This window comes from Alphaproteobacteria bacterium GM7ARS4, assembly GCA_014332745.1.
In the GTDB taxonomy this organism is placed as follows: Bacteria; Pseudomonadota; Alphaproteobacteria; order GM7ARS4; family GM7ARS4; genus GM7ARS4.
On record JACONL010000004.1, the window covers coordinates 40,808 to 62,764 of the forward strand.

At 52.9% G+C, this 21,957-nt stretch carries 20 protein-coding genes; 12 read left to right on the forward strand and 8 right to left on the reverse strand.

Going from position 1 to position 21,957, the window contains the following annotated elements:
• Positions 1-135: 135 nt before the first annotated feature.
• From GDA54_04460 to argJ, 7 genes are all read right to left on the reverse strand, one after another.
• Positions 136-450, reverse strand: coding sequence for a c-type cytochrome (locus tag GDA54_04460; protein MBC6497555.1), 315 nt, complete (start codon positions 448-450; stop codon positions 136-138).
• A 69-nt stretch (positions 451-519) separates the two neighbouring features.
• Positions 520-1,932 (reverse strand): ribosome biogenesis GTPase Der, encoded by a 1,413-nt coding sequence (gene der / locus GDA54_04465; protein MBC6497556.1) that lies wholly within the window; start codon positions 1,930-1,932, stop codon positions 520-522.
• A complete protein-coding gene (locus tag GDA54_04470) occupies positions 1,932-3,197 on the reverse strand; it encodes a PQQ-binding-like beta-propeller repeat protein (protein MBC6497557.1) in 1,266 nt (421 codons plus the stop codon). The genes der and GDA54_04470 overlap by 1 nt, the downstream gene beginning before the upstream one ends.
• Positions 3,198-3,297: 100 nt before the next feature.
• Positions 3,298-3,960 carry a tetratricopeptide repeat protein gene (locus GDA54_04475; protein ID MBC6497558.1) on the reverse strand — a complete coding sequence of 221 codons (663 nt, stop codon included), beginning with the start codon at positions 3,958-3,960 and terminating at the stop codon, positions 3,298-3,300.
• Between the two features lie 132 nt (positions 3,961-4,092).
• Positions 4,093-4,656 carry a thioredoxin family protein gene (locus GDA54_04480; GenBank protein MBC6497559.1) on the reverse strand — a complete coding sequence of 188 codons (564 nt, stop codon included), beginning with the start codon at positions 4,654-4,656 and terminating at the stop codon, positions 4,093-4,095.
• Between the two features lie 23 nt (positions 4,657-4,679).
• On the reverse strand, positions 4,680-6,578 hold the full coding sequence (locus GDA54_04485) for an ATP-binding cassette domain-containing protein (protein MBC6497560.1): 1,899 nt from the start codon (positions 6,576-6,578) through the stop codon (positions 4,680-4,682).
• Positions 6,579-6,635: 57 nt separating this feature from the next.
• The gene (gene argJ / locus GDA54_04490; protein ID MBC6497561.1) at positions 6,636-7,955 is read right to left on the reverse strand and encodes a bifunctional glutamate N-acetyltransferase/amino-acid acetyltransferase ArgJ; all 1,320 of its coding nucleotides are present in this window, start codon (positions 7,953-7,955) and stop codon (positions 6,636-6,638) included.
• 160 nt (positions 7,956-8,115) lie between these two features.
• Between argJ and GDA54_04495 the strand changes: the two genes are divergently transcribed.
• From GDA54_04495 to metC, 4 genes are read left to right on the forward strand one after another with little or no spacing between them, the layout of a single operon-like run.
• Entirely contained in the window at positions 8,116-8,928 is an 813-nt protein-coding gene (locus tag GDA54_04495) for a DsbA family protein (GenBank protein MBC6497562.1), read from the forward strand.
• Positions 8,929-9,939: a cysteine synthase A gene (locus GDA54_04500; GenBank protein ID MBC6497563.1), complete on the forward strand. Its 1,011-nt coding sequence runs from the start codon at positions 8,929-8,931 to the stop codon at positions 9,937-9,939.
• An 8-nt stretch (positions 9,940-9,947) separates the two neighbouring features.
• The gene (locus tag GDA54_04505) at positions 9,948-10,883 is read left to right on the forward strand and encodes a sulfurtransferase (GenBank protein MBC6497564.1); all 936 of its coding nucleotides are present in this window, start codon (positions 9,948-9,950) and stop codon (positions 10,881-10,883) included.
• The gene (gene metC, locus GDA54_04510; GenBank protein ID MBC6497565.1) at positions 10,837-12,069 is read left to right on the forward strand and encodes a cystathionine beta-lyase; all 1,233 of its coding nucleotides are present in this window, start codon (positions 10,837-10,839) and stop codon (positions 12,067-12,069) included. Before GDA54_04505 ends, metC begins: the two co-directional genes overlap by 47 nt.
• On the opposite strand, the gene GDA54_04515 is transcribed toward metC, so the two are convergent.
• A complete protein-coding gene (locus GDA54_04515) occupies positions 12,059-14,488 on the reverse strand; it encodes a fused MFS/spermidine synthase (protein MBC6497566.1) in 2,430 nt (809 codons plus the stop codon). The two genes, metC and GDA54_04515, sit on opposite strands and share 11 nt — an antisense overlap.
• Positions 14,489-14,674: 186 nt before the next feature.
• Between GDA54_04515 and GDA54_04520 the strand changes: the two genes are divergently transcribed.
• The 8 genes from GDA54_04520 to GDA54_04555 form a co-directional block, all read left to right on the forward strand.
• The gene (locus GDA54_04520) at positions 14,675-15,301 is read left to right on the forward strand and encodes an NAD(P)H-dependent oxidoreductase (GenBank protein ID MBC6497567.1); all 627 of its coding nucleotides are present in this window, start codon (positions 14,675-14,677) and stop codon (positions 15,299-15,301) included.
• A gap of 139 nt (positions 15,302-15,440) precedes the next feature.
• The gene (locus GDA54_04525; protein ID MBC6497568.1) at positions 15,441-15,653 is read left to right on the forward strand and encodes a Flp family type IVb pilin; all 213 of its coding nucleotides are present in this window, start codon (positions 15,441-15,443) and stop codon (positions 15,651-15,653) included.
• Positions 15,654-15,855: 202 nt separating this feature from the next.
• Positions 15,856-16,389, forward strand: coding sequence for a prepilin peptidase (locus GDA54_04530; protein MBC6497569.1), 534 nt, complete (start codon positions 15,856-15,858; stop codon positions 16,387-16,389).
• 112 nt (positions 16,390-16,501) lie between these two features.
• Complete coding sequence (cpaB, locus tag GDA54_04535) at positions 16,502-17,368, forward strand: Flp pilus assembly protein CpaB (protein MBC6497570.1); 867 nt, start codon at positions 16,502-16,504, stop codon at positions 17,366-17,368.
• Positions 17,365-18,915: a type II and III secretion system protein family protein gene (locus tag GDA54_04540; protein MBC6497571.1), complete on the forward strand. Its 1,551-nt coding sequence runs from the start codon at positions 17,365-17,367 to the stop codon at positions 18,913-18,915. The genes cpaB and GDA54_04540 overlap by 4 nt, the downstream gene beginning before the upstream one ends.
• On the forward strand, positions 18,912-19,610 hold the full coding sequence (locus GDA54_04545; protein ID MBC6497572.1) for a hypothetical protein: 699 nt from the start codon (positions 18,912-18,914) through the stop codon (positions 19,608-19,610). Before GDA54_04540 ends, GDA54_04545 begins: the two co-directional genes overlap by 4 nt.
• 87 nt (positions 19,611-19,697) lie before the next feature.
• A complete protein-coding gene (locus tag GDA54_04550; protein ID MBC6497573.1) occupies positions 19,698-20,882 on the forward strand; it encodes a hypothetical protein in 1,185 nt (394 codons plus the stop codon).
• A gap of 85 nt (positions 20,883-20,967) precedes the next feature.
• Positions 20,968-21,957: CpaF family protein (locus tag GDA54_04555; protein MBC6497574.1), on the forward strand; the 990-nt coding region annotated here is incomplete at its 3' end.

The window sequence follows — 21,957 nt, forward strand, 5'->3', positions numbered from 1 at the left end:
CTCCCTTTATCCCCTCTCCCTTTATCCCCTCTCCCTTTATCCCCTCTCCCTTTATCCCCTCTCCCTTTATCCCCTCTCCCTTTATCCCCTCTCCCTTTATCCATGACGTTGGTTGGTGTGTGTGCTGTGGCATGGTTATTGAAAATAGCGAGCGAGGTTTTCTATGTCATTGTCGCTAAAGGGCGCCATGAGGCGGTTCATAATGGTGGCATCCTTTGTGTTATCTCTAAAGGCGCGCAACGTGGCGACGAGGTCATCGTGCGCCATGCCTCTGATAGACGGCATCATGGGTGTCACGCTCTCTCCCTCTCGCCCATGGCATGCCATGCAGTTTCTGGCGATGCTTTCGATAGATGGTGTTTTATCCTCAGCGATGGCGGGACATGACATCACCCCTATCAACAGGGTGACGCAGGCGATGGTGTGATGCCATGATGGTCGTATCATCATATGTGTTATCATAATATATATGGGTGATTCATGCGGAAACGACTATGGCGTCGCGCCCATCCCATCCCATTACGTCACAAAGTGAAGCTGAATAGGCGTAAAATCAAGGTGAAAGTGACGTTTGAGTCGGCGTAGGAGATATTTTCGGTAGTGGGGAGGAATATCCTGTGGTCGTGGGGAGAACAAACGGAATTGCGGGGGACATTGTCCCGTTTGTGTCATATAGCGTATTTTAGGGCGTTTACCATGTTTGAGGGGTATGGGATGTTCGTCTTGCGCATGGCCCAGCCATCGATTGAGGGGCGCTGTGGGGATGTGGCGATGCCAATGGTCATGGGCTCTATGCATAGCGGTAAAGAGGGCATGCACATTGCGTCCTGTCTTTGCGCTGATAGGGATCATTTGCGCGCTGGCGAGGGAAGATAGCCCGCGCTCTTTTTGCGCATGCCATAGGGCGCAATGAGCAGAGGAGAAGCCACGTAGGTCGCCTTTATTGAGTGCGAGGATCAGGGGACGCCCTTGCTGTTCAATGTCGTGGGCGAGGGCAAGGTCTTGGTGGCATGGGGCGTCACGAATATCGGTGATTAAGATGACGGCATGGGCGCGCTTGATGGCTTGATAGGAATCATAGACGCTATAGGCTTCGATGGAGTGTCTTTTCTCGTGGCGGCGGCGTATGCCGGCCGTATCGATGAGGCAGTAGGCTTGTGTCCCGCGTGTGAACGGGAGGGAGATGGCATCACGCGTGAGTCCGGGCGTTGTGCCTGTGAGCATGCGCTCTTCTTGGAGGATACCATTGGCGAGGGTCGATTTCCCCACATTGGGTCTGCCGATAAGGGCGAAAGAGATAACATCCTGTTTTTCTATGGTGTGGCGATGGTGTCTTTGGTTCTTGTCGTGGGTGCTTGGCGGTGTTTTCTCTTCGTCACATTCTTCGTCACACTCTTCCTCACGCTCTTCCTCAGGGGGGATGTCGAGGCATTGTGCCATATGGTCGTAAAGCCTATCGATTCCCTCTCCATTCAGTGCCGAGACGGGGATTGCTTCGCCTAGTCCTAAGCGCCATGCGTCTTGTTGGGTGTCTTGTCCGTGCCGTCCTTCGCACTTATTGACGACAACGAGGATTTTTTTTCTATCTCGGCGGAGGTCTTTGGCGAGCGTATCATCATCGGGATGGAGGGGTTCGCGTCCATCCACGACGAGGAGGGCGAGGTCGCACTCTTCGAAGGCGTGTCTGCTTTGGGCGAAGAGGCGTTCTGTATCACGAGCGTGATAGCCGGGACTATCACAGAAGACAAAGCGTGCGTTGCCTTTGTGTATCGTACCATAACGTCTATCGTGTGTTGTTCCCGCGTGCGCATGGGTTATGGCGTCTTTGCTCCCTATGAAGCGGTTAAACAGGGTCGATTTTCCCACATTGGCGCGTCCTATGAGGGCAATATGAAAGGATGGGATGGTATGGTGTCCTTCTTGCTGTATCACTAGCGTATGGCAGCGAGTGTGCCTTCCCCTGTGAGCACGTAGAGGACACCATTGGAGACGACTGGTGGCAGGAAGAGGGGTTCATAGAGGAGATTTTCTTCTCGATAGGAGCGTCCATCGGCGGCGTGGTAGCGTCTTATAGAGCCATAGGATGACATGATGAGGACGCTATGACTGACGACAAGAGGCCCATGCCAGTGGACTTCTTGGTCGGGGTCATTATTCAGGGTGGAGGGAAGTGACTTGACCCATACGGCATGCCCATCTTTTTTATCGATGGCGGCGATTTTTGTATTGCCGATGATGGTAAAGAGATAGTCGCCGCTGAGCCAAGGGGTTTGGTTGCTTGGGATGGCGCGTTCCCATAGGCGGTTGCCTGAGCGCACATCGAAGGCAACCATGTTGCCGTTTGCGCTGACGACATAGACGGCATTGTCGCCGATGACGGGGGAGGCAATAATATCGGAGACGGGAAGCGCTTTTCCTTCCTGCTGTTGATGGACGAGGGTATCATTCCAAAACTCAGCGCCATTGGAGAGTTTGAGGGCAAAGACTTCGCCAGATGAATAGGCGGCGACGGCAATTGTCGAATTGGCGGAAGGCGTGGCACTCCCCAGCATGGCGATGTCTTCCACAATGCCGAGATGAGACCATAGCAACTGCCCGTTTTTCTTGTTAAGGGCGATGAGTTGATTATCTATGGTGAGGATAAGCAGTGTGTCGCCAATGACGGTGGGGGCGGCGCGCGCTGGTGTGCTGACCATGGATGTCCATAGGGTCTCTCCCGTTGTGGCATCGAGGGCAAAAATAGAGAAAAAACCCGTTGTGACATAGAGGATATTGTTACTATAGGCGATACCGCCGCTAATGCCCACATGGTCGGCGTCATCGAGGAGTTCTCTTGTCCACAGCGTCTCTCCATTTGATGCCTTGAAGGCTGTGACATTGGCGTATTCATCGGTGACAAAGACGCTCTCTCTGGCGACGACGGGGGGTGAGGTGAGGGTATGGGCGTCGCCGTCGCTAATGTCTCTCTTCCATAGAACCTCGTAATCCCTATGCCAGAAGAGGTGGTCGCCACGGCGTGATGCGGTGAAGCCTTTTTGCGGCCATAATTTGTTGCGTTTCATGGCGGGGAGGGTCACAGTGCCTTGTTTGCTTGGCATGACATCTATTGTCTTCGAGGCAAGCCCTTGGGTGAGGATGTCGATACGTTGACCTTGGAGACGCACCGCGTCATCGGCACAAGCAGACAGCGCGAGCATAGAGGCTATGGCGAGGACGATAGCACGATATGTCATGGCAGTACGGGGTGGGGGAGTACGGGGCGGGGCAGTACGGGGCAGGGGGTATGGGGGCTTGTCATCATGGTGTGGGGTTTTGCTTGCCGATGAAGAGGAGCATATCACGGGCGCGATTGCGAATACCTTGGGGGACGGCGTCATTGTCTTGAAGATGGGTGAACACTTGTCGGGCATCAGGATAGCGCTCTTGTTTGAGGAAGAGATAGCCTTGCATTTCCAAGGCTGAGTCGTGCCATAGATTATCCTTGTCGAGGAGGGGCGCAAGTTTACGGAGAAGAACATCCGTATCCTCTTGGTCCAATTGATAATATGTGGAGAGGAGGACGGCAAGATCGCGCAAGGGCTTTGTGGCAGCGCGCTGTTCCAATTGGTCATAGAGGGCAATGGCTTGCTCTATTTTATTGTCTTGAATATAGAGCGAGGCTTGTTGGAAGCGGGCGAGGCTATCATAGCCAGCGGCGGCTTGTCCTATGAGGTCTTTCAGAGGAATCTTGGCGTCCTGCCAGCTCTGTTCTTCGGTGTCAGAGAGAGAGCGTATGAGGAGGTCGCCCCAGCTCTCGCGTAAATGGGTCTGATAATGCTGGTAACCCACACCCACGCTGACACTAGCGACAACAAAGACGACACCCCCCACAATCCATGGCGCAAAGCGTCTCCAGAGACGCCTCAGCTTCTCGTTGCGGAGGTCTTGTTCTATTTCACGTAATAATGAAGGATCAGCCATAGAGCGCCATAAAAAGAGGATGTGTTACCCTATGCCCCACCCAATGAGAGGCATGATAACCATATATATACGTAGGGAGACACAAAAACAAGAGGGATAGACAAACGAGCAGACATACCCTGTGGCGTTGATTTAGCGGAATTTGATAGAACAGCCCATGGCGGGGTGTGCTGGTGGTATGTCTGTCTCTCCTTGAATGATACGTTCCATGCTGTGGACGAGTTCGCGTTTTCTTGTCTTTTGCGGGCTATCATGGTGTGCCATTGTCTTATCGCTGAGACGTCCTCGATAGCGCAATGTGAGGGCATGGTCATAGCCAAAGAATTCGGGTGTGCAGACAGCGCCATAGCGTCGGGTCACCTCTTGTTTTTCATCGATGAGGTAGGGAAATGGAAAGCGCATGCGGTGGCTCAAGGCTTTCATATTTTCAAGGGAGTCTTCGGGGTAGCGTTGCGTGTCGTTAGGCATGATGGCGACAGAGGCGACACCGAGGCGAAGGAGGTCGTTCATGTCTTGGACAATGGCGCTGAGAATGGCTTTCACGTAGGGACAATGATTGCAGATAAACATGATGATGGTTGCTTTTTCTCCTCGACATTGCGCCAGTTCATAGGTCTTGCCGTCGGTTGCGGGAAGAGAGAAGTCGGGCGCTTTTGTGCCAAGGGCGTGCTGTTGCGGTGTATAGGTAAGTGCCATGAGTGTCTCCTGTGCTTTGAGGTTTATGGATGGGGTTGGCTGGCGAATTGTATTTCTGCCAGTCGCGCGTACAGGTCGCACGATTGCATGAGTTCTTTATGCGTGCCTTGGGCGATGAGGCCTCCCCTATCGAGGACGAGTATACGGTCGGCATGCATGACGGTGGAGAGACGATGGGCGATGATGAGGGATGTGCATTGTCCTGCGATTTTATAGATAGCCTCTTGTATGCGTTTTTCTCGCTCTGAGTCGAGGGCGCTTGTTGCTTCATCCAGCAGGAGAATCATGGGTTTGCTGAGGAAGGCGCGGGCGAGGGCAATACGTTGGCGTTCGCCGCCAGAGAGGAGGATTCCCCCTTGTCCCAGATAGCTATCGAATCCTTGAGGAAATTCGTCGATGACATCGAGGATGGCGGCGTCTTTTGCGGCGTCACGTATCTCTTCTATGGAGGCGTCTTGTCGGGCGTAGGCGATATTTTCACGGGCGCTGGCGGCGAAGATAATGGGGTCTTGACTGACGAAGGCATAGCATTGGCGTAGCACTTTAAGGTCGAGGGTGCGTATGTCTTTTCCACAGAGGCGCACACAGCCTGTCTGTGGGTCATAGAAACGTAAGAGCAGTTGAAACAGCGTGGACTTGCCAGCACCAGAGGGGCCCACAATGGCGACTGTCTCATGATGGTCGATATGGAAGGAGACATCACTGAGGGCGGCGATACCTTTACCACTGGGGTAGGTAAAGGAGACGCCGTCGAATTCGATGGTGTATTCTTGTTGAGGGGTATCGTGTCCAGGAGGTGGGCTTGAGTAACGGATGCCTTCTGTAATCTCAGTGGTGTCTTGTGGGCTTGTCGACAGAGGGACGGGATTTTCAGGCGAGCGAATATCGATATGGCTGTCTTTAATTTCGAAGATTCGTTCGGCAGCGCCTGCCGCGCGTAAAATTTCGCTAAAGCTTTCCGTCAAGGCCGCTGTTGAGCCGCCCGCCAGCAAGGCAAGATAGAGGAAGCCCACCAACTCACCCAGACTGAGACGCTGAGCGATAATCTCTTGATGGCCTACATGGATAATGGCCGAGATGACAATAAAGATCCCTATCATGACCATAGTAATCATCAAGGCGCGCATGCGTAGGCGTGACGTGGCGGTGGAGAATGTGGACTCCACATGGTCATCGAAGCGTTGTGTGTCTACGTTTTGGCGGTTATAGGCTTGTAATGTGCGGATACCGCGTAAGCTCTCTTCGGCATAGGCGCTCATGTCGGCAATACGATCTTGTGAATGGCGAGACAAGGTGCGTACCTTGCGTCCAATGGAGAACAGCAGAAGGACGGTGATAGGAGCAAGCGTCAATGTGACGGAGGCAAGACGCCAATTTTGGAAAAAGAGCAACAGGGCAGCGCCGACGAGGATGACCACATGGCGAATGGCGACAGATGCCGTAGAGCCAATAAGGGTTTGGATGATACCACTATCTGTCGTCAAGCGAGAGAGGATAGCGCCGCTATGATTGAGTTCGAAAAAGGAGGGCGATTGCGTGATGATATGGCGATACACGCTTGAACGCAAATCCGCCACCACACGCTCACCTATCCACCCGACAAAGTAGAGGCGTAGGGACGAGCTGACACCGATAGCAGCCATGAAGATAAACACCCACGTCAGGGTGATAGCAAAACTTGTTGTCTCAGAGATAAGGTTGCCATCGACAAAATGTTTGATGACAAAGTTGATACCGAGGACGAGGGAGGCCGCAACGATGAGGGCAACAGAGGCAGCGATAAGCCTTCCCCAATAACGCAATGTCATGGCGAGGAGACGCCCCAGAGGACGCCATGACACAGGCTTTGTTTCTGACTCTTCTAGGGAAGGAGAGCCCGGCAGGCGAGTCGCTTCGTAAGGAGAGGAAGGGGATGGTTGCATGGGAGTCTCTTGTCTATGGACAAGGTCGAGGCGAGAACAAAGGGCGGCGCATAGCTCTCATGAGCGATAGTCAGCATTAATGTCAATATAGCCGTGGGTGAGGTCGCATGTCCACATGGTAAAAGACTCTGTGCCGAGGTTCAGGTCAATATGAAGAGGGATATGTCGTCCGTTCATGGCATGGCAGAGTTTTTTTTCTTGTTCGGGGGTGAGGACGCACACGCCCTTCTGGATAATGGGTATATGGCACATGGTGAGAGAGAGAGCGTCTTGCTTAATGTTTTGTCGCGCTTTCCCCACCGCCATGATGATACGTCCCCAGTTAGGGTCAGCGCCAGCGATAGCGGTTTTGACGAGGGGTGAGCGCGCCACATGGGTAGCGATAGCGCGCGCCATCACGTGTGAGGATGCCGATGTGACATGGATGTCGATAGATTTTTGCGCGCCTTCGCCATCCCTTACGATATGGAGGGCGAGCGTATGCATGACGTGATGAAGGGCTTTGCGGAAATCCTGCAAGGCGGGGTCATGCATGGTGTCATAGGCGTGGTCGGTCTGCACGGAGTGGGTTGCTGTGAGCAAGACGGTATCGGACGTCGACATGTCGCCATCCACATCGATGGCGTGAAATGTCGTTTCGCTATGGGCACAGAGCATGTCTTGTAAGATTCCCTTTGGTATGTCGGCGTCGGTAAAGATAAAGGCGAGCATGGTGGCCATATTGGGCGCGATCATGCCTGAGCCTTTGGCGACTCCACTGAGCGTAATTGTCTTGCCGTTGATAGCGCATGTGGCGCATGCGCCTTTTGGGTAGGTATCTGTTGTCATGATGGCTTGAGCGACATGATGCCATGCCTCTTGGTGAGGCTCTTGGGTTGCGCAGAGCCTCTCCAGTTGGGACAGGATGGTTTGCGTGGGGAGCTTCACGCCGATGACGCCTGTGGATGCCATGAAGATGGAGTCTCGGGCAATGGCGAGTTTATGGGAGAGGGCTTCTGTGATAAGGCGTAGACTCTCTTCGCCACTCTTGGCAACATAGGCGTTCGCGTTGCCAGCATTGACGATGATGGCGCGAGGCTTAGAACGTGGCAGGATATGGCGACACCATGCCACGGCAGGGGATGCGCAATCAGATAAAGAAAAAATCCCAGCCACGTGACTCCCCTCAGGCAACAGGAAGAGGGCAAGGTCGAGAGCGCCATGCTTTTTCACGCCGCTCGAGAGGGCGTTCATGGACAATCCTGTGATAGGGAGGAGAGAGGGAAATTGCTGTGGGGCGAAGGGTGAACGAGGAAATTCTTTTTTCAAAATACTATGGTATAGTCGGGGTAAAAGAGGTATGTAGACGATATGGATGTTGCCGTCAACGGATGGCATTCCCTTAACATATTTCTTACATATAAGGGAAGTCGTGTGGAAGGCAATCATAAAATGAGGGGCATGGCATGGGGGTACAGGGGGGGTACAGGGGGGGTACAGGGGGGGCGTATGGATAGGTCGATAAGGGAGGATGATGAGCATGGGAGGTAAGGAGAGAATGATGTTAGAAACAATCGTATCACATGGTTTTGGGAGGGGTTTCGGGAGGCGTTTCGGAGGGCGATGGCTGGGGCGCGTCGGGTATCGTTTTGCCTTGTGGAGTCTATGCGTCTCTTTTGTGGCGGGAGGTTGGGCGGTGCCTGATGTCTATGGCAAGGAGAAGCGTGTTATTGGTGATGTGGAGCAGATGTTGGGCGCTATTGACCGTTTGCAGGTCATCATGCCTGAGTTGATCGACATCGATGAACGTCTGTTCCTCGATGACCAGAAGAGCAAGTTGGTGCGCGCTCTTCATGCCGAGAATTTGCTGGCGTTAGGTGGTGTGAGCATGGGGAATCCTGAGGGTCGTTTCACCATTGTGGAGTTTTCCGATTACAATTGTGGTTATTGTCGCATAGCCCATCCTGTTCTTCTTCGTTTAGTGGAGGAGGATAAGGACATTCACCTTGTCTATCGCGACCTTCCCATCGTTGGCGGTGATGTCTCGTGGGAGGCGACGCGTGTTGCTCTTGCCGCTGACAAGCAGGGGTTGGCGGCAGCGTTGACGAACACCCTCTATGAGCATCAGGGGCGCGTTGACAAGGATGTTGCCATCGCCACGGCGCAAGCGTTAGGGGCGGATATCGAACGTCTTGGAGAAGATGCCAACGCATCGGACGTCAATGCGTCCCTTGCCGTGACCTATGCCTTACGTCAGAGGTTGAGGATTGCCAGCACACCCACCTTTATTTTTGGTGATACGGTTGTTCGAGGCGCTATCCAATACGAGGATGCGAAGCAGCTCGTCAATCAACTACGCAATGAACAATAAGTGTCGGCAGTAAAAGACGGCTTCATCGAGACTATTGGCAACACGCCTCTTATTCGTTTGCGTCGGGCGTCTGACCGCACGGGCTGTAACATACTAGGCAAGGCGGAGTTTCTCAATCCGGGCGGGTCTATCAAGGATAGGGCAGCGCGGGGGATTATCGAGGATGCGTTTTCCCGCCATTGTTTAGAGGAGGGCGGCACGATCGTTGAAGGCACAGCTGGCAATACGGGTATCGGCCTCACCTTGGTTGGGCGGGCGCGAGGGTGTCACAGCGTCATCGTCATGCCTGAGACGCAAAGCGAGGAAAAGAAGGCCATGCTCCGCCTTTGTGGCGCGCGCCTCCATTTAGTGCCCGCTGTGCCTTATAAGAACCCGAAAAACTATGTGCGTTATTCTGAAACGTTAGCGGCCTCTTTGGCAGAAAAGAGCCAAAAAAAAGTATTTTGGGCAAATCAATTCGATAATTGTGCCAATCGAGAAGCCCATAGGAAGACGACAGCCCAAGAGATATGGGAGCAGACGGACGGCGCGCTGGATGCTTTCGTCTGTTCTGTGGGAACGGGTGGGACGATCGGTGGCGTGAGTCTTGCCCTCAAAGAAAAAAAGCCGTCTGTTCGTATCGTTCTTGCCGACCCCTATGGGTCGGCATTATGCCATTATTATCAGCATGGCACGCTCAAGGCAGAAGGCAACTCCATCACAGAGGGTATCGGACAAGGACGTATCACCGCCAATCTTGAGGGTATCACCATTGATGACGCCATAAGAATTGACGATGTCTTGGCTCTCGAGACACTCTTTATGCTGGCAGAGGAAGAAGGGCTTATTCTTGGTGGTTCGAGTGGTATTAACATCGCCGCCGCCATCCGCTTGGCGCGCGACATGGGGAGAGGGCATACCATCGTGACCATGCTCTGTGATGGAGGTAGTCGTTATCAGAGCAAATTGTTTAACCCGACTTTTCTCCACGACAAAGGTTTGCCTACACCGCCTTGGCTGACCGCCTCATGACGGACGATATGATGACATTGTCTTCTTTGATAGACGTCCATAGGCTTTTTCGTGAACGGGACTCTCACAAGATTTTCGATGCCAGTTGGTTTTTAGGCGATGACACGCGTACAGAGTCGAAAGGGTTGTTAGCGTATCAGCAAGGGCATATTGAAGGCGCATCTTTTTTTGATATTGATGACGTAGCGTGTCGTCACAGCACTCTTCCCCATATGTTGCCTTCTATAGCGAGGTTTTCGTCATGGGCTATATGTCATGGCGTGATACGTCAGCAGTCCATTGTTGTCTATGATGTTCATGCGACCATGATGTCGGCCGCGCGCCTATGGTGGATGTTGCGTTGTTTTGGGTATGACCATGTTTTTATCCTTGATGGCGGGCTCAGCGCATGGAAACAGGCGGGCTATCCTGTGGTGAGCGGTGATATGGAGGAACGAGCCATGCGTCATCGGCATGTGACATCCCATCAGGATAGAGGCGGGGACACAAGCGGGGATGTGGGCGTCATGAAGGCGTTGGCAGAGGATAGACGTGGGCGCTATCGGGCGACTCTCGATGATGTGCGCCAAGCGTTAGACAATCCTCGTGTGCAGCTGGTCGATGGGCGTCCTCGTCAGCGTTTTTTAGGGCGTGAGCGTGAGCCTCGTCCTCACTTGGCGTGTGGCCATATTCCCCATAGTATCAATCTTCCTTTCACTGAGCTGACGGACACTGAAGGATGTCTTCACCAGCCTTCCACCTTAGCGGCTTTGCTTGACTCTGTGGGAGGGGACATCCATAGGGAGACGATAACGAGCTGTGGCTCTGGTATCACGGCATGTCTTCTTGCCTTTGTTTTTCACATGCTTGGCAACGACTCTGTGCGTGTTTATGATGGTTCTTGGGCGGAATGGGGCGATGTATGTCGTGACAACATATGGACGGGAGACATGCGTGGCGTCTAAGAAAAAATTGCCTTCCCATTGGCATAGTATAGCGGTTCGAGGCGGCAGGCGTCCCCACCTCTATCAAGGGCTTGTCAATCCTCCCATCTATCATGGCTCTACTGTGCTTTTTGAGTCCCTTGCGCTCTTGGAAGAGGCGCGTCGCAATCCTTTTGGGCGCACCTTTTATGGTCGTATGGGGACTCCCACCATTTTTGCTCTTGAGGAGGGGGTGGCATGTCTCTACGGGGAGGATAAGAAGGGCGTTGCGACATGCTCTGGGCTGTCGGCCATTGCGTGTGTGTTACTCGCCTATGTGCGCGCTGGCGATACGATTTTGGTTGCTGACAATGTCTATGAGCCAACGAGGCGTTTTTGTAAGACATACCTCACGCAATTTGGTGTCAAGACAATCTTTTACCCTCCAACCGCTGGTGATGACATTGTGGCGTCGATGGACGACCATGTGCGGTTGATTTTCATGGAGTCGCCGGGCTCTCTGACGTTTGAGGTGCAAGATGTGCCGACCATCACGAGCATAGCGCGCGCAAGGAACATCATGACCGTCATAGACAACACATGGGCGGGGGCATTATATTTCAATCCTTTCGAGCATGGCGTGGACATCACCATCGAGGCTGCCACAAAATATATCACGGGGCATGCTGACGCCATGTTGGGTGTCGTGATATGCAACCCTTGTGACTTTAAGCGTATCAAATCGGCTGTGGTTGCTTTTGGCAACGCCCCTGGCCCTGATGCGTGCTATTTTGGGCAGAGGGGCCTACGTAGCCTTGCTGTGCGTATGCCACAGCATGAGGAGAATGCGCTGACGTTGGCGTCATGGCTCAAGGCGCATCCAGATGTGCGCCTTGTCTTGCACCCCGCCCTCGACTCATGTCCGGGCCATGCCTTATGGCAGAGGGATTTCTCGGGATCCAGTGGGCTTTTTGCCTTCACGCTGGAGGATAGAGGCAAGAAGGCGCTGGCCTCTATGGTGGATGGCATGACATTTTTTGGTCTTGGCTATAGTTGGGGGGGGTATGAAAGCCTTATCATGCCTTCTGATGCCCATAAGGAGAGGCGTTTTCCTCCCGCCTTTGTAGGGCAAGACGTGCTGATACGTCTCCATGCGGGGCTTGAGAGTGTGGATGACCTGTTAGCAGACCTTGAGCGAGGCTTACAACGTTATCGCGCTACTTCGTGAGGGCGGGTGTTGTCGGCGGGGTGGGGGGAGGCGTGGGCGTATAGGTAAAATAATGGGTGCGAATCATATCGGACAGGGCCAGCATATCTTTCTTTGTCGTATAGCTTGTCAGGAACGTAGCGAGGACATTGGCATAATTGTCTGTCCATGGGCGTATATAAGGTGGCGGGGGAATTTTTTCCCAACGGAGTGAGCGGGTGAAAGAGTCGCCCAAGAAGGCGTCGCTCTGTGCCATGAGGACGAAGCTTCCGGTCTCCGCTGCATATTTTTCTCTCGAGAGGGCTGTCGGGATATGGTGGGTTTGTCGATAAAAGATGTTGTGGCTGGCCGTATATGAGATAAGGGGCAAGGAAATATCGAGATAACGGTTGCTGGTATGAAAGAGCATGACACCATGGGGGGCGAGTTTTTGGAAATACATGTCGATGGCTTCTTCGGTGAGCAAGTGGACGGGAATGGCATCGGAGCTAAAGACATCGATGATAAGAAGGTCATAGGACGCATCGTCTTCTTGTTGTAGGGAGAGGCGCGCATCGCCTATTTGTAGGCGCGCCTCTGGTGCGCATGTGCGCACAAACGTGAAGAGGGAGTCATCTTGCGCGATCTGTGCCACCAGTGGGTCGAGTTCGAAAAATGTGAAACGATCTTTGTCTGTTGCATAGCATGCGATGGTGCCAGCGCCGAGTCCGAGGACGCCAACAGAGAGCGCCTCCTTATGCTTTCGCAAGGCGCGGAAAATCGCGCCAAAGGGGCTGCTTGGTTCGTAGTAGATGGCGGGCAGTGTGCGTTTTTCTTCGTCTAACCATTGTCCGCCATGGATGGTTGTCCCGTGCCTGAGGAGGTGGAGAGAGCCTTCTTCTGTTGTTTTTTTCACAATGCGATAGACACCAAAGAAGTTGCGCTTTTCGAAGACATTCTCCACGTTGTGCGCTGTCTCGAAGAATGGAGGGAAGGCAAAGCACGCAAGGGTTAAAGCAAAGCGCAAAGGGCGGTGAGCCGTCATGGAGATAAGGATAAGAGACCATATGATGACGGGGATAGCGATAACGGGCTGTTCTCGCGCGAAGGCAAAGCCTTGTGCAACCAGGCTATTGAGGGAGGCATGGTGTATGGCGATGGCGAGGATGATGCACAAGGCGAGGGGGATGATGACATCATAGAGGCGTAAGCGTAGCGCATGGTGTGGCGTGGGGGGTGATGGCGCTGTTGTCGTTTGAGCGCGCCATTGGAAGATTTGCGCTGGGCGGAAGAGGCATATGAGGATAATGATGATGGCATAGTCTATGAGGGAGTCGAAGAGGAGGGGGGCGAGGACGACATTAAAGAGTCCGCCTAAGGCGCCGCCCACGGCGAGCCATACGTAGAATTGTCCTAAATAGTCGGGGGCGGGGCGCGCATTAAAGAGCCTATGGTGGCACAAGAGGGATGCGCTGAACAGGACGCCTAAGGCGATACCGATAGAGAGGATGGTATCGAAGAGTGAATTGGCGAAACGTGTGAGAGCATAGAGGATGGCAAAGGCCGTATGGAGATGGAGGATGAGGCGCAAGCCAATACGTTGCTTACGGGCAAAGGCGATGATGAAGGTGAGCAGATAGAGGATAAAGGGGAGGACCCAGAGGAAGGGAATGGCAGCGATGTCTGTGGTGATATAGACGCTTGTCGAGAGGAGGAGGCTCGAGGGGAGAAACGCATAGAGACACCATGCCATGCGCTGTGTGATGGAGGGGGGAGGCGCTGGTTGGGAAGGGCTTTGTGCCTGTTGATAGGTGGGAGGAAGAGGGGTGTGAGTCGATGCGAAGAGAGCAAACACCGCCACCCCTACCATGAAGACGATGAAGGCGACAGACCATACGTGGCTTTGTTCAGGGATTGTGAGGGAGGGGTCTATGATGACGACATAGGCAACGAGGGCGCAGAGACTCCCAGCGTTGCTCGATGCATAGAGGAAAAAAGGGTCTCGAGCATGGGCGTGGCGTGTATAGCTGAACCATTTTTGTAAGAGGGGCGCTGTTGTGGCATTCACAAAGAAAGGCAGGCCAATGGCAAGGATATAGAGTTGAAGAAGAAACAGAACGGGCATGGAGGTCGCAACGGCTGTCTCTGTGTCCTCTAAGACGCCTAGCGATAAAGGGAGAGAAAGCAACGCCGCCACCATGAGGGAAAAATGGAGAGACATTTGCGCCGACAAGCTTGTATAGCGTGTCACAATGTCCACATACATGTAGGCAAGAGCGAGGGTTATTTGGAAAAAGAGGACAGCGGTGACCCATATGGTGGGTGCTGCCCCTAAGAGGGGTAACGTCATTCGCCCTATGAGGGGTTGGATGGCAAACAAGAGGAATGAGCTCAAAAAGAGGAGCGAGATGGCGACACTCAACAGGAGTGTGTGGGAACGGATGAGAGGCATAGCAGGCATAGGACGTCACCTTTTATGGATGATAAGAGGAGATAAAAGTGTAACGTCTTGATGTTCTTTATGGGGGTACATAGGGTATGGTATGGGTATAGTATCCTCTCTGGCGGGTAGGGCATTCTACCAACATGGCGGTCTCCATGATAGGAGAATGTGAAGGGAGACCATTCATAAGGTGAGGACAAACGCATGAAAGCACTTTTTTTGAATTGTTCGCTCAAAAAGAGCGATGAAGAGTCGAACACACAGGCACTCTGTGCCTACGCTCAGAGGATTTTCGAGAAAGAGTCCGTCACATGCGAGCATATACGCGTTGTCGACTATTATATCCCCTTTGGCATGAAGGAGCGTGTGGACTCGAAAGATGATTGGCCTTCTTTGTTTGCTAAAGTCATGGCGTCGCAGATTCTTATCATTGGGACTCCCATCTGGTTCGGCGAGAAATCCTCTGTGGCGTCGTTGGTCATTGAACGTCTCTATGCCTTCAGTGCCGAGAAAAATGATGTCGGGCAGTATATCTACTACAATAAGGTAGCGGGTGTCATCGCCACAGGCAACGAGGATGGGGGCAAGGAGTCCTGTCGCTCTGTTCTGTATGCCTTACAGCATATGGGGTTCACCATTCCTCCCCAAGCTGACGCCTATTGGGTGGGTGAAGCGGGTCCGGGGCCCTCTTATATTGAGGAGGGGCAAGACAACGCCTTCACCCAGCGTAATACCCAGTTTCTCACCTACAATCTCTTGCACGTTGCCCGTATGTTGGACAAACAGCCCATTCCCGCCATAGGCAATGTGCGCCTCGAGACATCGTCATAGTTGTGCCATCGCTGTCACACGCATGCGGAGATATATGTGGATATGATGTGAATATGATAAAATTTCCTTGCCAAAACGAAAAAAAGAGGTTATAAACAACGATAAGGGGGGTGTGAACATAAAAAAGTGAGGATACGCTATGTTGAAGTTATTTTGGAAGAGCCGTAAGGCAGTGACGATGATAGAGTATGCCCTGATAGGCTCTCTTGTGTCGGTTGTTGCCATCGCCTCGTTGGCGTTGGTGGGTGAAGAGGTAGGCAAGGCTTTGAAAGAAGTCGAGTGCCGTCTCAAGACGAAGGGTAAAGATGGTGCTGCCAGCAAGTCTGCTTGCGCTGATAGTGGTGGTGGGTGATGAGATAGGCAAGGCTTTGAAGGAAGTCGAGTGCCGTCTCTCCACGAAGGGTAAACAGGGTGCTACTAGCAAGTCTGATTGCGCTTCCTAAGGGGTTGGTTGTGCCTTGTGAGGGGGGGGCTTGCTCATGGGAAATGGAGGGGGAGATAAAGGGGGGGCATAGAGGGCGTGTGGGGCGTCAGGGACTGGGACCTGGTGAAGGATGACAGGTTACGACGTCAGTGCTGTGGGGATTAATGCTGTTGGCGGGGGTGTCTTGCTGGCGTTGTCCTTGGCGGTTTTGCTGGTGGGGGCGGTGGCGGATGCGGCCTATCGTATCGTCCCTAACAGCTGTTCCTATGTCTTTTTGTTCTTGTGGGGGGTCTCCTTTATCTTTGTGCCTCATGCCATCCCATGGTGGGACATTGTCATGCCGCTCTTTTATGGTGGTTGCGTGTTTATGGGTGGGCTTGTGCTCTATCATCTTGGCGGTTTTGGCGCTGGTGATGTCAAATGGCTCTCAGCCATGTCTGTGTGGGCTGGCGAAGCCTATGTGGTGTCTCTCGTGATGTTGACGTTTTTATTGGGGGGTGTTTTTGTGTGTTTTTTTGTCCCATATTTATGGTATCGGGCACGAAGGGATGGGCGTCCCTTCATAGGATTTATGCGTGGTTACCCATTTCCCTTTGCCCTTCCCATAGCCTGTGCTGGCGGTCTTGTCGCATGGATGCACTATGGTCGTTTTTTCTTGCCATAGGCGCGCAATATGGCTAGGGTGAGAGATGTGGATAAAGGCGTGGAGATGGTGTGGATTGTCATTTTGTGGCGAGAGGTTTAACGTAGGGGTGAGAGAGGGAGCATAGGAAGCGATGGCTCTTAATAAGAAACAAAAGAAGTTGGCTTTAGTTGTCGTGGGTGGACTTGCCTTTATCTTGCTTGTCATCAGGCCCTTTTCTTCGGATGAAGAGCCGGTGGAGGAGACGGTGAGTGTTGAGGAGTTGGTGGGGGATGAGGATATTTTTGTTCCTATCGAGACGGAGAATGTCCTTGTCATTCCCGTTCCCCTCAAGCGGGGCACGGTCATCGGTGTCAATAGTTTAACATTGGAGGCTGTGCCTAAGGACGATATGCGGGACGATTATTTGCGTGATGCCGACTATACGGTGGAGGATTTAATAGGGAGTGTTGTCCTAGAGAATCTGGCGGCGGGGTCATTCTTACGGCGGGAGCAAGTCCATATTCCCAGTGAGGATGGGAGTCCTCTCAAGGCGTTCATGGCGTATGGCATGTCTGCCATCACCGTGCCTGTGGAATCTTATGCCAGTGTCAGTGACAGCATTGCGCCTGATGATAGGGTTGATGTCATCGTGACATTTTTGGGGGGCGGTGGTGGCGGACAAGGGGCGGGGACGTCTCTTCCCTCTAGTCGCACATTATTGCGTGATATTCGGGTGCTTGCCATTGGCGGTGTCTCGATCATCGACAATGCTGTGTCTTCGGGCGAGCAGGCGAGTCCATCGACAGGGGGTCAATTCACCGCAACCCTTGAGGTCACGCCGCGCCAAGCGGAAGAACTCTCGGTGTCAAGCCGTTTAGGCTCTATTAATTTCGTTCTTCACAAGGAAAAAGTGGACAAGCAAGAGGCGCAACGTGGCACGCACGGCAATACAGAGGCATTAGGTGAAGAGATTGTGCCATATCTTCCCAGCGTTTCTCGGGGAGGGCGGGGCGAATGATACGTTATAACGACACGTCCATCCGTGCTGTCGGGCATAGGCTTTGGCGACAAGGCTTGCGGGTGACAGCTCTCTGTGCTGTTGTGCTGGGGTGTTGGGCAGGCTATTGGGCGATGCCCCTTTATGGTGAGGATAATCCCCCCGAGCTAGGCGATGACTATCAGTATGACATTGTCGAGGTTGAGGTCTCACAGGCAAAAGTCGTTGCCACAGAGGATGCTCTCCTTGACATTTTTGTTGCTGACCCTTCTGTTGCCGATGTGCAAGTGAGTTCCGCAAACACCTTTTACATTTACGGTCGCCAGCCCGGGCGCACCACCGTGATATGTTATGGCCTCAATCAAAAAGTTGTGCGCGTCTTGGATTTACGCGTTGCCTATAACGTCTCTGAGTTAAAAAACACCATTGATACGTTGCTTCCCGATTCTCGTATCGATGTCCTATCGACGCCTCGTGGCATTATGTTGACGGGACAGGTGGATACGCCGCAAGGCTCGCTCACGGCGCGTCGATTGTCGGAGCAATATCTCCAAGCGTTAGGGGCTGAGTCGGATTTGCTGATAGACAATGTAGCGGTTGCAGGTGCGAATCAAGTCAATCTACAGGTCAGGGTGGCGGAGGTGAGTCGTGAGGTAGGGGAGCTCATCGGTGTGAATTTAGAAGGGGCGCGCACGGCTGGCGACCACCAAGTCTTTTCGGCATTTCGCCGCACGTTCAGGCAGGATCGTTCACAGCAGGGCGGCGGCTCGTCATCCTCCCAACAAAATCAATCGGACATTGTCGATATTACGGGCAACATCATCACGGAGGTGAGTCGCGCATCCGCTGAGAATTTGCTGTTAGGTTTTAGCGGGGCATGGGGCGCTTTTTATGCCATGCTGGACTTGTTAGAGGATGAAAATCTCGTCACGACATTGGCAAAGCCTAATTTGACAGCCCTGTCGGGGGAAACAGCGAGTTTCTTAGCGGGAGGGGAGATCGGTGTGCCTACCGCTGGTGGCAACAATCAAGGGACATCTGTCACATTTCGCCCCTTTGGTGTGTCGCTGGAATTTACGCCAACCATTTTGACATCTGGACGGATTTCCCTCAATATCAATGTTGAGGTGAGCAATGTCAGTTCCTCTAATTTGGTAACAGCGGATGGGTTGCGGATTCCGAGCCTCAGCACGCGTCGCGCCAGCACGACCGTTGATATGGCCAGCGGGCAGAGTTTTGCCATCGCCGGCTTGTTGCAGAGCGATTTGAATAGCGCTGTGGACCAATATCCTTTTTTGAGTCATATTCCCGTTCTTGGCGCGCTGTTTCGTTCTGATAGTTTTCGTCGTCGGGAGAGCGAATTGGTGATCATCGTCACACCTCTGGTGGTCGAGCCGGTATCGACCGAGGTGCTACGCACACCTCTTGATGACGGGCATTTTAACACGCAAGTGGAGCGTGTCCTCACCCGTCGTATCTTTGAATATCAGCCAGATACGGAAGAACGCGGCGAGGATGTTTTGCGTTTGCCAGGCTATCTTGATATTGGGGGATTCATGGTGAAATGAGACGTCATCGTGCCACGTTTCTTATCCTTATGATGGCATGCCTTGCGGTGACGTCATGCTCGACCATTAAGGACGCCGCGTCCCATCGTAAGCTCCATGAGGGTTTGGCGAAACCTATGGTGAAACGTGAGACGCGTTCTTTTTTCCTTCATCTCTCTCAGGCGACTCCTCTCGCGCCTCAATTGCCTATGATTGCCCGTATCGTTGAGTCTCAGGGGAGTCCTTCGAAACTCACCTATCGTATCACGCCCCTTGATGGCGACATGAGCCATCGTGCCATTGGCGCTGTGCGTCACTATATTCTTGATTTAGGGGCGCGGGCGCGTGACATCTCTGTCCATGTGAGCGGCGCGCCCGCTGGACATCTTCTCAACGCGCCTCTTCCCGCCCAAGATGGCAAGAGCGTCATGGTGAGTGTGGACCGCTATGTCGTTCTTCCTCTTTCCTGTTTGGATGTGGCGCAAATCCATCAAGTAGGCGGTAATATCTCTTCTCCGAATTTACGTAGTGGCTGTGTGGTGGAACATAATCGGGCGACACAGGCGGCTTATCCTCAAGATTTGTATCGGGCACAGCAGCTTGAGCCAGCGCTATCGCCACGGAGCGCGTCCGCTGTGGAGCGTTATGAAGAAGGAAGCGGTGGAGGAGAGCAGGGGGGCGGTTTAGTCGGTGGTGGTGCTTTTGGCGGACAATAGGACGTCATCAGTTTGTCCTTGTTTTTTTCCCCATCATGGATTAGTATATAGAGGTGTGTTCCTTAAAACAATAAAGGGTGTTTTGTGATGGCTATTCATCGAACGGGGTCGGGAGGGGCAATCCAAGAGGGCGTGTTGGCGTTCCTGAGCGATAAGGACTCTGAGGAAGCTTTGAGCCGATTTGCCGACAGGAATCGTCTTGCCGTCATCGACTTTCAGCGTGGCGGTATTCAGCAGGCGATTAAAGAGCTGGCAGGGCGCACATCGCCCAGTCGTCTCGTTGTCGATGTATCAAAATCGAGGGACATCGCTCGGGATGTCATACATCTGGCGTCTCTGTGTGACACCGATACATCATTGGTGCTGATAGGCGACAGCGGGAGCATCGACCTTTATCGGGAGATGATGAGTCTTGGTGTGACCGACTATGTTGTCAAGCCGCTCAATATGGAGAATTTATATAATGCCTTTAATGTGCGTTCTGGAGCGTCGCGGGCAAACAAGCTCATAGGCGTCATTGGCACAACGGGGGGGTGTGGTGCGACCACCATCACAGCAGGTGTAGGTTTGTATTTGTCGGGCATGAATAAGCGTCATAGTTGCGTGATCGATTTTGATACCCAGTTTGCGACATTGTCCTTGATGTATAATCGTGAGCCTAATGTGGCGATTTTTGAGGCGTTGCGTCATCCCGATAGGGTTGACCGCCTCTTTCTTGACCGCTCTACTGAGAAGATTAACGAACGTTTATCCTTGTTGAGCGGGAGGGTAGAGGATGACACAGAAGGTGGGCGTTTTGCGACGAAGTATGCAGGGTTGCTGAGCCATGTGGACCCCTTCTTTCGTTGTACCATATGCGAGGCGCCTCGATGGCTTGATAAGGCGTGTGCTGCCGTGATAGAGAATGCTCAGATTCTGATCATTGTGACGCCGCCGGACATTGTCGGTTTTCGCAATGCCGTAGAACTCTTTAAGGTTGCCACCGATGAAGGCAGTGGTAAGACGCGTGTCGTTGTTGTCGTCAATAAGAAGGGCATGTATCGGCGAGGCGAATTCGATGCCGAGCAATTTCACAATGTGACGGGGGCGTCCATCGACTACACGATCAATTTTGATAATACCGCTCTGGATGCCTTGAATAGTGGTGATATTCTTTCCAATACGCGCTCGCAATTGTATCAAGGCATCGCCTTATTGGCTGGTGATATTCTTGGCGAGACAGGGCCGACGAAAAGGAAGGAAAAGGGTACGCTTGCTAAGATGTTCTCGTGATGGGTGAGAGGCGAGGAGAAGACCATGAACAAGACCATGAACCATGTGTTGGGTAACGTTATGATAGAGAGAATAGGGTAAGACGATGGCTTTTGGTAAAAAAAGGCCTGTGGCAGAGCCACAGAGCGCGCCACAGGAGCAAGCGCCACCGCCTCCTCAAGCGCCACAAGGCATGCCAGATACGGGCTATCCTTCCGCTGACCAGCAGCAGGAGGCATTCCGCGATTTTGCGTCTTACCATGACGCCAATGTCCATGACGCCCATGGCGCCCCGGGTGCGCAGTCGGTAGAAGGCGATACGTCTGATGTGCATGAGAAAAGAAGTCGTGACATTGCGCGCATTTATGAAGGGGCTGTGGATGAGGTGACGCGCTCAGCCAGACGGAGCGTCATCACGAAGGAAGATAGGGATTTTCTTTACAATGATGTTATCAAGCAGATCAACATCGAGGATGCTCGGGAGATGGATAGGGAGAGTTTCCATGATATGATCAGTCTCATCCTCAATGACTCTATCACCAAACGTTCCATAAGGCTCAATGCCACAGAACAGAATCAGATAACGAAGGAACTTGTCGATGACATGTTGGGTTTGGGCCCCATTGACGAGTTGCTAGAGGACGATACGATCAATGACATTTTGATTAATGGGCCGAGCATGGTGTATGTGGAGCGGCGAGGCAAGTTGGAGGTCATTGATGTGCAATTTCGTGACCAAGAGCATCTTATGAACATAGCCCAGCGCATGGCGTCTCGTGTGGGGCGTCAAGTGGATGAGAGCAGTCCTCTGACGGATGCTCGATTGTTGGATGGCAGTCGTGTGCATATTGCCTTTCCGCCTGTGGCGTCCAATGGCCCTTATATATCGATACGTAAGTTTGCCAAGCAGAGGATAGGTCTTGATAGCATGGTGCGTAATGGCAGTATTTCTGAGGGGATGGCGAAGGTTATGGATATTGCGGCGGCCTGTCGCTTAAACATTGTGGTGGCGGGAGGCACGGGGGCTGGCAAGACGACGGTGTTGAATGCGCTCTCTCAAAAGATTGACTCTAAGGAGCGTATTCTCACGGTGGAG

Excerpts from the sequence above, each read along its gene's own strand:
- GDA54_04460 (MBC6497555.1), bottom strand. The coding sequence starts at position 450 with ATGATGATACGACCATCATGGCATCACACCATCGCCTGCGTCACCCTG.
- GDA54_04470 (MBC6497557.1), bottom strand. The coding sequence starts at position 3,197 with ATGCTCGCGCTGTCTGCTTGTGCCGATGACGCGGTGCGTCTCCAAGGT.
- GDA54_04475 (MBC6497558.1), bottom strand. The coding sequence starts at position 3,960 with ATGGCTGATCCTTCATTATTACGTGAAATAGAACAAGACCTCCGCAAC.
- GDA54_04480 (MBC6497559.1), bottom strand. The coding sequence starts at position 4,656 with ATGGCACTTACCTATACACCGCAACAGCACGCCCTTGGCACAAAAGCG.
- GDA54_04485 (MBC6497560.1), bottom strand. The coding sequence starts at position 6,578 with ATGCAACCATCCCCTTCCTCTCCTTACGAAGCGACTCGCCTGCCGGGC.
- argJ (MBC6497561.1), bottom strand. The coding sequence starts at position 7,955 with ATGCCATCCGTTGACGGCAACATCCATATCGTCTACATACCTCTTTTA.
- GDA54_04495 (MBC6497562.1), top strand. The coding sequence starts at position 8,116 with ATGATGTTAGAAACAATCGTATCACATGGTTTTGGGAGGGGTTTCGGG.
- GDA54_04505 (MBC6497564.1), top strand. The coding sequence starts at position 9,948 with ATGATGACATTGTCTTCTTTGATAGACGTCCATAGGCTTTTTCGTGAA.
- metC (MBC6497565.1), top strand. The coding sequence starts at position 10,837 with ATGTATGTCGTGACAACATATGGACGGGAGACATGCGTGGCGTCTAAG.
- GDA54_04515 (MBC6497566.1), bottom strand. The coding sequence starts at position 14,488 with ATGCCTGCTATGCCTCTCATCCGTTCCCACACACTCCTGTTGAGTGTC.
- GDA54_04520 (MBC6497567.1), top strand. The coding sequence starts at position 14,675 with ATGAAAGCACTTTTTTTGAATTGTTCGCTCAAAAAGAGCGATGAAGAG.
- GDA54_04525 (MBC6497568.1), top strand. The coding sequence starts at position 15,441 with ATGTTGAAGTTATTTTGGAAGAGCCGTAAGGCAGTGACGATGATAGAG.
- GDA54_04530 (MBC6497569.1), top strand. The coding sequence starts at position 15,856 with ATGACAGGTTACGACGTCAGTGCTGTGGGGATTAATGCTGTTGGCGGG.
- cpaB (MBC6497570.1), top strand. The coding sequence starts at position 16,502 with ATGGCTCTTAATAAGAAACAAAAGAAGTTGGCTTTAGTTGTCGTGGGT.
- GDA54_04540 (MBC6497571.1), top strand. The coding sequence starts at position 17,365 with ATGATACGTTATAACGACACGTCCATCCGTGCTGTCGGGCATAGGCTT.
- GDA54_04545 (MBC6497572.1), top strand. The coding sequence starts at position 18,912 with ATGAGACGTCATCGTGCCACGTTTCTTATCCTTATGATGGCATGCCTT.
- GDA54_04550 (MBC6497573.1), top strand. The coding sequence starts at position 19,698 with ATGGCTATTCATCGAACGGGGTCGGGAGGGGCAATCCAAGAGGGCGTG.